Source organism: Chitinophagaceae bacterium, from assembly GCA_016713085.1.
GTDB lineage: Bacteria > Bacteroidota > Bacteroidia > Chitinophagales > Chitinophagaceae > Lacibacter.
Map to the genome: position 1 here is coordinate 932,112 of JADJPV010000001.1, position 15,946 is coordinate 948,057.

Annotated in this window: 11 protein-coding genes and 1 pseudogene; 8 read left to right on the top strand and 4 right to left on the bottom strand. The window is 39.5% G+C overall.

Annotated elements, in window-relative coordinates:
- Positions 1 to 252 precede the first annotated feature (252 nt).
- From gldF to IPK31_04540, 8 genes and pseudogenes are all read left to right on the top strand, one after another.
- Positions 253 to 975, top strand: coding sequence for a gliding motility-associated ABC transporter permease subunit GldF (gldF, locus tag IPK31_04505; protein ID MBK8087257.1), 723 nt, complete (start codon positions 253 to 255; stop codon positions 973 to 975).
- An 8-nt stretch (positions 976 to 983) separates the two neighbouring features.
- Positions 984 to 1,715, top strand: coding sequence for a Gldg family protein (locus IPK31_04510; protein ID MBK8087258.1), 732 nt, complete (start codon positions 984 to 986; stop codon positions 1,713 to 1,715).
- Entirely contained in the window at positions 1,712 to 2,815 is a 1,104-nt protein-coding gene (locus tag IPK31_04515; protein MBK8087259.1) for a Gldg family protein, read from the top strand. Before IPK31_04510 ends, IPK31_04515 begins: the two co-directional genes overlap by 4 nt.
- A 23-nt stretch (positions 2,816 to 2,838) precedes the next feature.
- Positions 2,839 to 3,809, top strand: a pseudogene (locus IPK31_04520) (TerC/Alx family metal homeostasis membrane protein).
- 17 nt (positions 3,810 to 3,826) lie between these two features.
- On the top strand, positions 3,827 to 4,576 hold the full coding sequence (locus IPK31_04525; protein MBK8087260.1) for a hypothetical protein: 750 nt from the start codon (positions 3,827 to 3,829) through the stop codon (positions 4,574 to 4,576).
- 287 nt (positions 4,577 to 4,863) lie between these two features.
- Entirely contained in the window at positions 4,864 to 6,288 is a 1,425-nt protein-coding gene (gene alr / locus IPK31_04530) for an alanine racemase (protein ID MBK8087261.1), read from the top strand.
- Positions 6,289 to 6,348: 60 nt separating this feature from the next.
- Positions 6,349 to 7,056, top strand: a complete 708-nt coding sequence (locus tag IPK31_04535; protein MBK8087262.1) for a lipoprotein signal peptidase — start codon at positions 6,349 to 6,351, stop codon at positions 7,054 to 7,056.
- A 17-nt stretch (positions 7,057 to 7,073) separates the two neighbouring features.
- Positions 7,074 to 7,919: a hypothetical protein gene (locus tag IPK31_04540; protein MBK8087263.1), complete on the top strand. Its 846-nt coding sequence runs from the start codon at positions 7,074 to 7,076 to the stop codon at positions 7,917 to 7,919.
- A gap of 42 nt (positions 7,920 to 7,961) precedes the next feature.
- Here the strand turns inward: IPK31_04540 and IPK31_04545 are convergent, their stop codons facing one another.
- The 4 genes from IPK31_04545 to IPK31_04560 all read right to left on the bottom strand — a co-directional run bounded on the left by IPK31_04545 (position 7,962) and on the right by IPK31_04560 (position 15,895).
- The gene (locus IPK31_04545; GenBank protein ID MBK8087264.1) at positions 7,962 to 11,432 is read right to left on the bottom strand and encodes a T9SS type A sorting domain-containing protein; all 3,471 of its coding nucleotides are present in this window, start codon (positions 11,430 to 11,432) and stop codon (positions 7,962 to 7,964) included.
- A 284-nt stretch (positions 11,433 to 11,716) separates the two neighbouring features.
- A complete protein-coding gene (locus IPK31_04550; protein MBK8087265.1) occupies positions 11,717 to 14,806 on the bottom strand; it encodes a T9SS type A sorting domain-containing protein in 3,090 nt (1,029 codons plus the stop codon).
- Complete coding sequence (locus IPK31_04555; protein ID MBK8087266.1) at positions 14,745 to 15,293, bottom strand: hypothetical protein; 549 nt, start codon at positions 15,291 to 15,293, stop codon at positions 14,745 to 14,747. Before IPK31_04555 ends, IPK31_04550 begins: the two co-directional genes overlap by 62 nt.
- Positions 15,293 to 15,895 carry a hypothetical protein gene (locus tag IPK31_04560; protein ID MBK8087267.1) on the bottom strand — a complete coding sequence of 201 codons (603 nt, stop codon included), beginning with the start codon at positions 15,893 to 15,895 and terminating at the stop codon, positions 15,293 to 15,295. The genes IPK31_04555 and IPK31_04560 overlap by 1 nt, the downstream gene beginning before the upstream one ends.
- Between the last annotated feature and the right edge of the window lie 51 nt (positions 15,896 to 15,946).

Consider the following 15,946-nt stretch of genomic DNA (forward strand, 5'->3'; position numbering starts at 1 on the left):
TTAGAATCGGGTCCCAGGTAAATAAACGATCAATAACAGGATGAATGGAAAAGGTGTTTCGAAGAGGAGGGATTAGCTATTGTGTTGTTACAAGATATATTTTTCTTTTAATATAACATAGCTTTCTGTATGCCGCAAACCGGGCATTCCTGGTTTCCTGAAACGGGCTGTTTAGCGGCAGATTCAGCTCTTATTGTTTCTTTTCCGGTCTATCCGTTTCCATCCGCATTATTCCTTTATTTTTGCCCATCTATGTGGGCTATTTGTAAAAAAGAATTCCGGCAGTTTTTCAGTAACCTTACGGGGTATATCACCATCATCCTGTTCCTTTTGCTGAACGGATTGTTCCTGTTCGTTTTCTCCAACTTCAACATCCTCGATTATGGTTATGCCACACTCGAAAACTTTTTCAACCTTTCACCGTTCATATTGCTGCTGCTCATTCCGGCCGTAACCATGCGTCTCTTCCCCGATGAATGGCGGAGCGGCACAATGGAAACATTATTCACCCGGCCTTTAACTGCCTGGCAGATTGTACTGGGCAAATACATTGCATCCCTTTTTGTAGTGGTAATTGCACTGCTTCCAACATTAACTTATTTGTTTACCATGAAAGCGATGGCGGCCGATGGAACATTGCTCGATACCGGCGGCATCATGGGTTCCTATATTGGTTTGCTGTTTTTAAGTGCAGCTTTTACAGCCATCGGACTTTGCAGCAGCAGTTTCACCAGCAACCCTGTTGTTGCTTTTTTGCTGAGTGCTTTCTTTTGTTTTGTGTTATACAGCGGCTTTACTGCATTAAGCACTTTGTTTGGTGCAGGAACAGATTATATGGTTGAAATGCTGGGAATGGATTTTCATTACAGCAGTTTGTCAAAAGGTGTTATCGACAGCAGGGATGTTATTTATTTCCTGAGTATAATTTTCTTCACCCTCTTTCTCACCGTTCAGCGAATCAGCCGCAAAAAGTAAATCAATCCATGAAAAAAATAGTTACTACTACATACGGGTGGATTGTTTTACTGGCAGTATTGATTGCTGTAAATATGCTGGCTGGATTATTTAAGTTCAGGCTTGATCTTACTGCTGAACAACGCTATTCACTTTCACCCCAAACAAAAAAACTGTTGCGGAATATCGACAGCACCATTACCATTGATGTATTTCTGAAAGGCGATTTCCGCTCTTCGTTCCGCAAACTGAAAAACAGTACCGATGATCTGCTGGTTGAAATGAAAGAATACAGCAGCAATAACTTAGTGATCAATTATAAAACGGTTGAAGAACTGTTTGATGAAGATGCCAAAGCAAATATGCTGAGCAATGTATTAAATCAGCTGAAGTACAGTGGTGTAAATATTGACAGTATTCGCCAAAAAAGACCCAATTTTAATGAAGAGATCACACAACAGATTATTTCAGATTCATTAAAGGTGCTGGGCATCATGCCTTATACGCTGGAAGTACAGGAAAAAGAAGAATCAAAAACCCAGCGTGTCATCTACCCTTCTGCGGTTGTTCACTATGGCAATAAAGTAATTCCTGTTGATTTACTCAGTGGCAAAACAGAATACAGCCGTGATCCATTAACCGGTCGTTTGGCAACTGATGAAGCAAAAAGTATCAGCAATGCAGAAGCATTACTCGAATTCAAATTTGCAAATGCCATTGAAAAATTCAGCGTAAACAAAAGCCGCTCATTGGTTATTTGACTGGCAATGGCGAACCTACGGGTCCTGAAACTTACGACCTTGTGCAAACAATGGATGTTGATTATACATTGCAGATCATTGATCCCAATGAATCACCCATTATACCAAAAGAATTTGCAGCAATCCTTGTTGTAAAACCGGCAAAGGCTTTTTCTGATTCTGCAAAAATGAAAATTGACCAGTACATTATGCAGGGCGGTAAAGTGATCTGGTTTCTTGATATATTAAATGCAGAAAAAGACAGTCTTGCATTTACTGCACAAACATTAGCTTATGATCGTGGATTGGAACTGGATGACCTGTTATTCAAATATGGCATCCGTGTCAACAGGGATCTGTTGCAGGATCAGCAATGCGATTTAAGCAAACTTGTTGTGGGCGATGCAGGTGGTCAGCCACAATTGGCTGATGTTCCTTTTAATTACTATCCCTTACTGGTTGCCACAAATAACCATCCGGTTACAAAAAACCTTGAACCTGTATTAAGTCTGTTCGCCAATACACTTGATACAGTGAAAGCAGAAGGCATCACGAAAACTGTTTTATTATCATCAAGCGAAAATGCGAAAGTGGTAAGTACACCTGCCATTATCAGCTTACAGGAATTAAAAACAATTGAAAACGTTCAGCTGTATAATAAGAAAAATTTACCTGTAGGTATTTTGCTCAGTGGAAAGTTTACCAGTCTCTATGGCAACCGTGCTTCATCAGAAATGCGGCAGTTCTTTACAGCTAACTATGGTTCTTTCAAAACAGAAAACAGTGAACCAACACAACAGATCGTTGTTGGTGATGGTGATATTGTACTGAACAGCTACACACAGAAAGAACCCTTCCCAATGGGTTACAGCCGGGTGCAGGAACGCAGCTTTGCCAATAAAACTTTCTTACAAAATATTGTACAATTTATGACGGGCAATGCGGGCATTGTTGAATTACGGAATAAAGATGTAACACTTCGCTTACTCAATCTGCAAAAAGTAAATGAACAGCGCCTCATGTGGCAGATCATCAATATTGCAATACCCATTCTGCTGATAATTCTCATTGGCATTATCTACCTGCAATGGAGAAAACGGAAATACAGCAAAACAAAATAAACAGCCCAACAAAGAACTTCATTATGACCCATACTCAACTTACCTATCTTGTTTTTGGAATTGTTTTAATCATTGCTGTTGTATTTGATCTGGGTTTACTCAGTAAAAAATCGGCGCAGCTCACAACCAGGCAGGCATTATATCAAACAATCTTCTGGGTTATTCTTGCCCTCGGTTTCGGTGGCTTTATGTGGTATGAAGATGGCAAGCAGGCAGCGCTTGAATATGTAAGTGCATATTTAATGGAGTGGAGTCTCAGCATTGATAATATTTTGTGTTTGTACTCATCTTCAGCTTCTTCAGAGTGAAAGAACCTTTTATTCCGAGAGTACTGTTGATCGGTGTGTTGATGGCTATTGTTTTCCGTGTAATTTTTATAACGCTTGGAGTTGAACTGGTGAATCGTTTTCATTGGGTATTATACATCTTCGGCGCTTTCCTTGTTTATACAGGTTTTAAAATGTTCACCACCAACCAGGAAGAAGAGTTTGACCCAAAAGAAAGCGGAGTATTTAAATTTCTGAAGAAATTCCTTCCTATTACCATGAGTGATGGTGATGGCAGGTATTATATCAAAGAACACGGCAAGCCGGTTTATACAGCACTGTTTGTTGTGGTGGTAATGCTGGCTACAACTGATATCGTTTTTGCACTGGATTCAATTCCGGCTGTATTAGGTATTGTTGACCGTAAAAGTGAATATGCTTCTGTTGTGATTTATACATCCAACATTTTTGCAGTGCTCGGTTTACGCTCCCTGTTCTTTTTGTTAAGAGGTGCCATCAGCAAATTCGATTTCCTGCAGCAGGGCATTGCGATTGTACTTGTGTTTATCGGTTTAAAAATGCTGGGCGAAGAATTGATTGGTACTGTGGTTGATAAAACCTCGCAGGTTATTATTTCCCTGCTTGTTATTATCACCTGTATCGGAGGATCCATTCTTTATTCTATCTATCATAAGAAAAAAGGCACACCGCCTGATATGCCGAAATAGTTTGCATCTTTGTTATTATGACGCTGTACAGCACTGATCGTATCGTTAACATTCTCCATGCTCTGTATTTGCAAAAAGCCAATACAACAGATACTATTGAGCATTTGCAGATCGACAGCCGCCGCATTATTCATCCTCAAACAACTTTGTTCTTTGCTTTGCAAACAGCAAGAAGAGACGGGCATGATTTTATTAAAGAATGTTACAGCAAGGGAATCAGAAGTTTTGTTGTGCAGAAAAAAGTTGTTGTAACAGATTTTACAGATGCCAATTTCATATTAGTTGATGACACACTAAAAGCACTGCAGCAGTTAGCAGCTTATCATCGTCAGCAATTCAACATACCAATTATTGGCATTACCGGCAGCAATGGGAAAACGATTGTGAAAGAATGGCTGAATCAATTATTATCCGATCAATTCAATATCGTTCGAAGTCCAAAAAGTTATAACTCACAGGTAGGCGTTCCGTTAAGTGTGTGGCATATGAAAGAAGAACATACACTTGGAATTTTTGAAGCAGGTATTTCACAGGCCGGAGAAATGGACAAGCTGCAACAGATTATTCAGCCAACAATTGGCGTATTAACAAATATTGGTGAAGCACATAATGATGGCTTTGCAGATAAGCAGCAAAAGTTAACTGAAAAACTAAAACTGTTTTCGGCAGCAGGTACAATTATCTGCTCAACGGAAAAATTAAACGGGTTGCATTCTCATCAGCAAATCTTTTTAGTTGGGGAAATGAAAAGAACAATGATCTTATAATAACCTCCATTAACAAACAGATTGCATCAACTGAAATTTGTTTTATACAAAAGATAGCAGAAGAATGTATTTCCATTCCTTTTACAGATGATGCATCCATTGAAAATGCCATTACCTGTTTATCTGTTTGTATTTACCTTAAACTTCCAGTCGCTCAGTTAAAAGAAAAATTCCTGCAACTGCGCCCTGTAAGTTTACGATTAGAATTAAAGAGTGGTATTCATAATACAACCATCATCAATGACAGTTACAGTGCCGATCTGAGTTCTTTTGCCATCGCATTAAATATGCTGCAGCAGCAACGTCAGCATCAAAACAAAACATTGATTCTTTCTGATTTTCCTTTAACGGCAGAACAGGAAAAAGGAACCTATGCTTCTATTGCAAAACTTATTCAAAGCCATGCTGTAACAAGATTGATTACTGTTGGCGAAAAATCAAAACATTATTTAACTGAATTAATTCCTTCAACTATTCAAATACAAAGCTTTTCATCAACCAATGAATTGCTGGAGCAATTGCCATTGATCAACTTTCACAATGAAAGTATTCTTATCAAAGGTGCAAGGGTATTTGAACTGGATAAGATTGCTCAGTTACTTGAACAGAAAACACATCAAACAGTTCTTGAAATTAATCTTACTGCAATTGCAAGGAATATTAAAGAATACCAAAAACTGCTGAAGCCATCCACAAAGATTATGGCTATGGTAAAAGCTTTTTCCTATGGCAGCGGCAGTTATGAAATAGCCAATCTCTTACAGTTTCTGAAAGCAGATTATTTAGCGGTTGCTTTTACAGATGAAGGTATTGATTTACGGAAAGCAGGTATTACACTGCCCATCATGGTTATGAATCCTGAGCCTGTTACGTTTGATGCTTTAACTGAGCATAATCTTGAACCGGAGTTATTTTCATTTTCCATTCTTCATGCCTTTGAAGAATATCTTGAAAAAGAAGCCATCACAGATTACCCTGTTCACATTAAGATTGATACAGGCATGCACCGTCTTGGTTTTATGCAGCATGAACTACCTCATCTTTGTGAAGAGCTGACAAAGAAAAATTATTTCACGGTACAATCTGTTTTCAGTCACCTTGCTGCAAGTGAAGATGAACAGGAAGATGCTTTTACATTGCGGCAATCGAAATTATTTGAAGAAGCATGTACCTATATTGAATCACAGGTTCATTATACTTTCATAAAACATCTGGATAATTCAAACGGCACATTGCGTCATCCGCAGTTGCAATACGATATGGTGAGGCTTGGTATCGGCATGTACGGCATCAGTCCATTAATCAGTAAACTTCAACTGGAAGAAGCCCTTAGCTTAAAAACAACCATTGCCCAGATAAAACAATTACAACCCGGAGATACTGTTGGTTACAATCGAAGAGGCATCATCAGCAAATCTTCAACTATAGCAACAGTTCGTATTGGCTATGCCGATGGATATCCACGCAATCTCAGCAATGGCAAAGGTTATATGCTGGTTAACGGGCAAAAAGCACCGGTAATTGGCACCATTTGCATGGACATGACCATGCTGGACATGACCGATATTGCCGATGTAAAAGAAGGCGATGAGGTAATGGTGTTCGGCAGAGAATTATCAGTAACCCTGCTTTCACAATGGAGCCAAACCATTCCATATGAGATCATGACAGGTATAAGCCAACGGGTGAAGAGAGTGTATTACGAAGAATAAGTTAAGGCCAAATCTCCTTGCTTTCAACTCCCTATCTTTGCTCCACAAAAAAATCAGACTGTGAAGATTCGTCACGTAATATTTATTATTCTAATTATTTTATTTGCTGACCAGGCACTGAAGATCTGGGTAAAAACGCATATGCTGTACCAGGATGAAAAATTCATGGCAGGCAGGTGGTTCCGGCTATATTTTATTGAAAATGCAGGCATGGCCTATGGTTGGAAATTAGGTAACAGTGAGTGGGCAAAAATGGCCTTAACCCTTTTCCGTTTGGGTGCAGTTATTTTTGGAAGCTGGTATCTTGTAAAAATCATAAAAGAAAAATATCATACAGGTTTTATCATTTGTGCTTCGTTAATTTTTGCGGGTGCATTAGGTAACCTGATCGACAGCTTATTTTACGGAATGATCTTTGACAAAGGAATGATCTACGATCCTGCAACCGATTCTTATTTTGGCTATAATGGATTGGCAAAGTTTTCTTCGGCAAAAGGTTATGGTTCTTTTCTGCATGGCCATGTTGTTGACATGTTGTATTTCCCTGTTATTGAAAATAAAATGATGCCTAACTGGGTCCCATTTATTGGAGGCAAACCCTTTACTTTTTTCCAGGCAATCTTTAATATCGCCGATGCTTCTATTTCAACCGGTGTGATTACTATTTTATTATTTCAGAAACGTTTTTTCAGGCATCGTAAAGAACAGGAATCAACTCATACAGTAGAAACCAACACCGAAGTTTCAGATGATGCCCAGGTGATGTAACCATTTATTCAACACACATGAAGAGAATAACACCCTTTCTTTTTGTTTTACTATCCTTTTACGGATGCAGAAAAGAAAAAAGTATTGAATCAGGTGACAAGAACCCGATTTTTATAGGCAGTAATTGCCGCATCAGCCAGGTATTGAGTGTTGACTCACTAACCGGCATTGGCTTCGATGCACACAATGCTTTCTTTGATGCTGCAGGAAAACCAACAGGTACAGAACTCTACGACAGTCTTTCAAATTCAATTTACTTTGGATCCCTTTTTACCTACAGTGGTGATACAGCCTTTGTGAATAGCGGAGAATATTTTTTGAATGATGCAGCAACAGGAAGGGTGAAAGAATTTAAGGGGCTGATTGATTCGTCTGATCCTTTATCAGACACTGTTCAGGTCATATTCAGTTATGATGCTTCGGGCTACCTGGTTAAAAAGGAGTATTACTTTTATGGCCTGCCTGATCCACTTCTCCGCTCAACCTATAGTTACAGCAGCGGCAACTTAACACGTGCTTTACTTGAATATGTGTTTCCATCAACCGAAGTATTTATTGATGCTGCAGTTGAATATAACAGTTCACAGCCGGCAAACGGGATGATGTATGTTTTCCCGGATGCTTTTTATACTTCCCAGTATAACCTTTCTTTCAATTTTGGTAAACGGCCGGTAAATACGTTGAAAAAAGTTACTACTAAACTCTACAGTTCAGGCGTATTAACAGATTCACTTGTTACCAATTATTCGAATTATAAATTATCACGGGATAATTATGTACTGGAATTATTTGCAGCAGGTGATTTCCAGGATGGAATGGGTATTATTGACGGGCGAACGAAATTCAGTTATTACTGTAAATAATTCGTACAAAAAAGCCGCAGAATTACTGCGGCTTTTTTCTATTTAGTGCTTTTGGATTACTTTATTCACAACCCCTTCTTTCGATACTACTCTCAGGAGATAGTTACCTTTCTGAATATTGGATGGAGCTGCAAAATTCATAGCATTGATTCCTTTATTTACATTCATTTTTGTTTGATAAATTAATTTTCCGGCAGCATCCAGCAGATTCACTTCAATCACTTCGCTTTGAGGAACAGTAACCTGGAAACTGATTTTTGCATTAAACGGATTCACCAGGTTGGTTAACTCAAACTTATTCGACAACTCACCTGTTACCGAAAGTATATTGCTGTATTTCTTGCTCTGTGCAGAAACCAATTGCAGCCTGTAATACACTTTCCCTGTAACCGGGTTTGAATCTGTAAATGTATAGTTCTGTGCATCGTTGCCGCCTTTTGCAGTAACCGCTCCGATTTTTACAAAGTTTTTGCCATCTGCGCTTCTTTCAACTTCATATCTCTGCAGATCCTGTTCCTGTTTTGATTGCCATTTCAATTCAGTATAGCCGTTCTTTAATTGTGCATTGAACTGCAGCAGTTCAACAGGTAACACAACACACCCGCCATCCACTGTAATAGTTATTACATCAACCGTATTATAAACCGAACAGCTGCTTGATGAAAGGTTTGTAAGAGATGTTGCTGTTTTAATCCGGTATTTATAACCATTGGTTATTGCTGTTGCAATAATTGGCGGGTAAGCAACTGTATCAAGATAGCTGGTGCCGTTGAATGTGTAAGTATAAGACTGAACACCGGGAAGTTCGGGAGCTGCATGCCAGCTTCCTCCTCCATCGGTACTTCTCTCCCATTGATACAAACCATAATTATTATAGAAAGTATTTACAATAACACTCATATCAACCTGCCCGTTTGTACAGTAGGTAGGTGTATTGCTGGGACGCATTGTTAATGATGGCAAACATGTTGCAAGACCAACATCATCAAATGCCCAATCGTTACCGCCGCCACCGGGTGCATTGTTACGGATAGTTAGAGTAACACTGGTTTGTGCAGGACCTGTTTTAAACAGGAATCCTTTTTTAACCCAACGTCTGTCATAAGTAACACTTCCGCTTGTATAATAATCAACACCATCAATTGTAAATGTAACATCAGGACTAACACCCGAACTGTCGTTTAATGTTTTTGTTGCAAGATATGATTTGAACAATGGGCTTCCCGTAGCGGTTCTTCCTGTAGAATCACTGCTGCAGGCTGCACAGATATTTTTAAACCAGGCAGAAAACTCATAGTAGGTATCACTGCACAATCCGGTAATATTTCTTTGCACCGCTGTATTGATGCCATACGCTGCATTGACCACTGCCATATAGCCACCATTGGCTCCGTAGGCCACGGCATTATTTCCTGAATCCACAGGAGAAGAATTGGTATGATCACCAATAATATCCCATACACTGAAAACACGGCTTACTGCATCAGGTAATGCTGCATATTTATTTGTACTGAGATCAGCACTTGTATTATTAACTACTGAAAACAATCCATCTCCTGGATTACCGGTTTCAAAAGGCGACCAGGTATAACCCGGAGCAAGTGCTAATTGTGTACTGTCGTGTCTTGTGGTACCGCTGCCGAAATCTCCATTGGCATAGGCATTAATCCCAACAGATGTCTGACACAAAGTATTTTCATCAGACACATAAACTGAATATCGGGGAAAGGTTACAATTGTTTGAGGAAATCCAATATCATCTGTACTGTTGGTTGTTATTTTATATCTGAAAGCAGCATTGCTGGTTGAAAATGCTGTACCTGTTGCAGCTGTTACAGTTACCTGGTATTGCACAACAATCAGACTGAAACTTCCAAACTGGCTGGGTCTGCCTCTTGGAGTAATTTTTCCTCCGCCGGCAGATGCATAAGTGATAGGAGTTACAGCAGGTGAGCATTCATAAATAAATTGCCTGTTAGCAACAGCAACACCACCATCCCTATTTAAGCTTCCTACATTTACTCTAATAACTCCTCCATTATATACAGCTTCATCATCTCCGGATGCATCCGTTAAATTAACAAGTCCCGTTATTCCAGATTCGTAGAGCAGCCCTTCATTTGTTGCAAAACTGATTGAATTAGCAACATAAGAAAGACCAGCCGGTATCGTATCATGAAAAGTGGTATTGTAAATACTGCCTGATGCTGACCAGTCACCAACAGCAATTACATTCCTGAACTCAAGAACGTCACCAATCTGAACAACGCCTCCATTTGGTCTTGTTATATTGGTATAACTTTTCCCGGTTTGTATTCTTGCTGCAGCTAAAGTTGTAGTAGATACACAAATATTGAAAGTACCGTTTGTTGAAATAGGTGTGGCAACTGTATTCGGATAAATAACTCTGATATAATAAGTTGTTCCAAGTGAATAATCTGCAAAATCTAAATTTAATGAAGCACCCGATGTTTGAAGTGGAGAACAGGTTACCAGAGATAATCCACCACAGGTTCCCTTGTAAACTTCAATTTGCCGGCGTGTAAAATTTGCACCATAGCTTGAAAGAGCAATACGATGCGTTGAACTTGTTGCGGTAAAACTGTACCAAACATCGTATAAGTTTCCGGTAGCACATCCGGCAGGTACGCCACCGCTAATGGTAGCTCCAACCAAGGTGCCGGGAGTATTTGTACAGCCTGCTCCGGCTGTTAAATTGATAGCACCACTGCAATTATCATTCAATTCATACCAGCTCATTTTCGTCCGGAGAGTATTCGTTGCTGTACTCATTGTTTGCCCGGTAGCACCGGTAGAACCGGCAGAAGCACGAATATTATAAGCAGCAGTATGAGACTGACCAGTTGTAGTATTTCTGTACTGATCTGACAATCCTGTTTTACTCCAACCTGTACCGCCCCCAGTTAAAGTACCCCAGGTATCAGTTAAAGCATTACACCAAAATGCCATGGTTACAGTATTTGGTAATGTTGTTGTTACCGCTGTTATCGGGCTTGGGTTTGCATTATTTGTTCCGGATGCCGTTTGAGCAATATTAACACCCCACAAACTGTTGGCAGTTGTAGGGCGATAGACATACATTACTACTGTTAATCCATTGGTATTCCCTACACCTGCTGTAACAGATGGATTTGCACCCCATGTACCATTATAACGACACCATGATATAAAATAACTTTGATTGGAAGCGAAAGTTGTTGCACCTGCATTCCATGTCTGTCCGCCAGCTGCACTCATAGCAAGCGTAACATTACCTCTGTAATGAGCATATATAATTACCAGATCCCCTGCAAGCATTGATGCAGGGGGAGTCACAGCAACGGTTGGCCCAGCTTGTGCTGCATTGTCTGTGGGTGTACTGGATACACCAAAAAAAGTTGGTTGCGCATACGATGATGTTATGCTGATTAAAATCAGGAAAAATGCAAGAAAAAAAGATTTCCTGTCTTTTACACACGTGTATAAGGTTGTTGGTGGTATTGTTGGTTTCATGCTATTGGATAATAACATGCAAGTAACTCATTTTTTCATGTATAGGCAATAAGCGTTAACCCTTAATCTTTCTGTATTTTTATCAAATATTACATCGTAAAACTACCTGTGTTTTACGATCAGAAAAATAATTTCCATTCTGTTTACAATTTATGCAGAGCCTTATTGTGAAGTTATCATGGTAAGCAACTCACATTACAACATATGTGGCTACCGGTGTTTTTTTCTGAAAAGAATCAGCCTGAAATATTTCAGACTGACTCTTTTTATGAACACAATGAAAACTACAGCTTGGTAAACTTTTTATTAATAACCTGCGAGCCTGTTTGAATATGCAGAAAATATAAGCCCGAAGGAAGGTTAGCCACCTGTTGATAAAGAATAGAATTATTGCCTCTTTTTAATACAGATTTAAATTGGCAAACTTTTCTGCCCGTTTTATCGATAATTACAAAATCTGCCTGCGTTTCTTTTTCTGCTTCAATAAGTATTTGCAATTTTTCCGATACAGGATTTGGAAAAATGGTAACTGCTTCTTCATTTATCCGTTTACGTTTTACGGCGATTATATCACTGTACGTTGATTTGATCTGTGCATTTACTACAGATTTTAACCTGTAAAAAATAATATCAGTTTCAACGGCTGTTATATTATCTGTTAACTCATAAGAAGATACTTCATTTAACCCTGATTGACGATGAACCTGTGCCACCTGGTTAAAATGGAGCCGGTCTGTACTTCTTTCAATAACAAAGTAATCTACCTCCTGCTTGCATATTACATTCCAGGACAGTTTAGTTATGTTGTTATTCAATACGGCATTGAAAGAAGTTATTTCACAGTTTAATACATAACCACCGCAACGCCAGTCCCTTTCAACCGCACAGCCACTGATTGCTGTACGCTGTACTGTTGTTACCGATCCCGGAGTTGGATCACCGGCTAAGCATCCGGCATCACCCATTCTTGCTGATGTTGCTTCTGCAGATGAATTGTTATTGTCAAACCTGTCATCAAGTCCGTCGTCATCGGTATCAATACCTGTTAATGTTATAAGGTCATCAGACATGCCATTCAGATTTAAATCATTTCCTTCCTTTCTGTCGATTTTTCCATCACCATCTGTATCTGAATCAAGATAGTCGGGAACAGTATCTCCATCCTGATCATTTGGAGGAATACCCACACCACCGAAGCCGGAATAATTATCATACGTATTATCAATTCCATCAGCATCGGTATCAATACCTGAAGGAAGATAGTAACTGGAGGTTGATAACCCTTCCACATTATCGGGAATACCATCATCATCAGAATCTATATCATAAGGGTTTATTCTTCCTGTTGCATCTGTATTGGGAATAGTTAAAGAACCTAAAGCTGCTAAGGAAATATTTCTTCCCTTAGAATTAATTGCGCCATCAACCCTTCCGTCAAAATTTGCATCAGTAAACTGTGCTTCTGTTACATCTGTAATTCCATCCCCATCGCTATCCAGATCGTAAGGATTTGCTTTACTGTCTGCATCCATATTATTATAGGGATAGCTATTTGTTCTTCCATCATTATCAGGATCGGAGCCTGTTCGTAATAAAGCATTCGATGAGTTTTCTGCAGTACCATCATTGCCTACATCACCATCAACATTATTACTAAACCCATCTGCATCAGTATCTGTGTATCCATCAATTATTCCATCATTGTTGGCATCTGCACCATATACTTCTACAACATCAGGAATACCATCATTGTCACTGTCAAGATCAAAATAATTTGGCACTCCGTCTCCATCCGTATCGGGTAACCCCAAACCATTTCCAGATGCTGCATCGCCTGTATTATTTGCATCTACATTTTGTGAAAAACCATCATTATCTGTATCAGAATAATTATCAATTTTTCCATCTCCATTGGTATCCACACCACCTGCTTCCACTACATCGGGAATACCATCATTATCACTGTCTAAATCAAGTTCATTGATAATCCCATCCAGATCATGATCAAAATTGTCGTTTACTCCATCGCTGTTTGAATCAGTAAATCCCGGATAATTTGTATCTCTGTAATTAGGAACACCATCCATATCATCATCATTTAACGGATCAACACCACCACTTTCAACCAAATCAGGAATACCATCATCATCATCATCAATATCACAACCTGCCACCAGAAAGTAAGAGGGTGATGGATACACGCAATTAGGATTACTGAGGTTACCGGCTGATGCAACCAGTGCACGGTAATATTTATTTACATCACCTGCTGCAACTGAAGCAATGGTATAAGTAGCATTATTAGGTGCGGTTGCAATATTTGACCATGAAATGCCATCATTACTAATCTGCCACTGATAGTCGGGTACACCGGTAATTACTCCCGGATCAGAAAGTATAGCTGTAAATGATGCAGCTGTTCCTAAACATCCTGCATTAATATTATTGAGGCCAACAACAGGCAACGGGCTGCATGAACCAAACTGAATATCATCAATTGCTATATCATTACCGCAACCGCCCGGTGCATCGTTTATAAGATCAATAATTATTATGCTGTAGGAAGCAGGGCTGGTAAATTTCAATCCATACTGTCCCCATGTCGTACTAAAAATATCGCCGCTGTTTGCTTCGGTAATAATTAACCCTGAGATAGCATCACGTACACGAATTTTAATTTTTGGATACTTGAATCCGCCAAAACCATTACAAACTGTTTGATAAGATGAGTTGCCAATAAATGCGGCGTAAAAAGATACTGAATACTGCTGGTTTGAACATAAGCCTGCGGTAAAGTCTGCGCTATACATAGAGCTCGCTGGCGCATCTGCATTTATAACTAACATCCTGCCATTTGCATTTCCTGTATGATCGGTAAGACTTATAAAATCGGCGGTATTTGCATTCAGTGCATTATTCGTTACCGTATATGTATTCAACGCAATTGGCTGGCTGGCTGAACCTGTATAAGCTGTACCGTGAGAATTAACTGTTACACCAGCACCTGGCACAGGCGCAGGTACAGCAGTTGTTAAGCCCGTTCCGGTACCAAAGTCCTGCGTAAAAAGAATATTGCTTAAAGTTGTACATGGCGGTGTTTGTGCTGTTATTGCAACTAAAAGTGGAGTTGGCTGATTTTCACCTGCATCATCGGGTTTATCATTTGTGTTTAAATCAGGTGTTGTACCATTTGTAGAAACATCAGTTAACGACTGGCTGTTATAACCTGTTGCAGTTGCAGTAGCACTGTTATTATATACTACACCATTAAGTATTCCGGACAACCTGCATGAAATCCTGATCGTACAATTATTATTTGCAACCGGATAATTGGGTAATGTGCCTGTACCGTTCAGTAAATTTTTTATTTGCATTTCCATTAAATCCCGCATTCAGTACCAAGCCGGCCGGATTAGATATAAAAGATGTTGATACATTAGAAACATTACCTGCTCCATTAATCGCTGTAAGGTCATCAGTTACCTGCACATTGGTTATATCAGTATTGCCATAGTTCTGGACGTACACATCATACACTACATCATATTGATTGGGTGTTCCTGTAGGTATAGCCGAAACTAATCTTTTGGCAGCACCAATACCTGAAACAATAGATGCCATATCAGCGGCGGAATAAACCGTTCCCGATTTATTAATAATACTGGTATCTCCGGTAAGCAGATCAACTTCTCTATAAGGACATACTCCTCCTGAAAAAGCTGCAATCGTTTCACCTTCAGCATAAGCTAACCCCACAAAATTGTTGGATGGAACCTGAACCGTATCAATATAAGTACAGGTAAGATTGGCTCCTGTACCTGTATAAGCCTGGTAATTTGGAGTAAATAATTTATTATCCACTACAAAAACATCTGGCCGGAAGGAGACATTGCCACATCGCCACTGCCGGAAACATAAATAGTTGCACCTCCGGTTAAACTTAAGTTATCAGCTGCTCCCATCGTTCGGGTAGTAAAATCAATGGACCGCAGGTAAGCTGTATGAGGAACTCCATTCGCCTCACTGGAAAACTCAATTACATATGCGTTACCGTTATTGTCAAAAGCTACACCTAATAAATCGGCCTGGAATGAACAAAGCGTATCTAACCGTGGCGCAGTTCCTGTAGGCATTGTGCCCGCAGCCCACCGCCATATATAGGTTCGGGGAACACTTCCAGAACCTGAAAAACTGGATAATGCTGTCCATAAGTAATAGATATAATGATCCTTCGGGTTATATGATATACTGGCATAATCTGATGTAAACCGCTGAGCACTGAATCCACTTGTTCCAATTCTTAACTGGGGAGTGTATTTACCAACCGGTCCGGTAGTGGAAGTGATACTGGAAATAGTATTAGAACCCCCATTATAAGTGTAAAAAATGTACTTGTTGCGTACCGCTTGAGCAGCTGGTTCGTCCAATCGCAAAAGGATAACTGACTGTTGCGGTTTGAGCATTCAGATAATAGCTGCTTATAAGAAGCATCGCTATCAGAAGAACATTATACC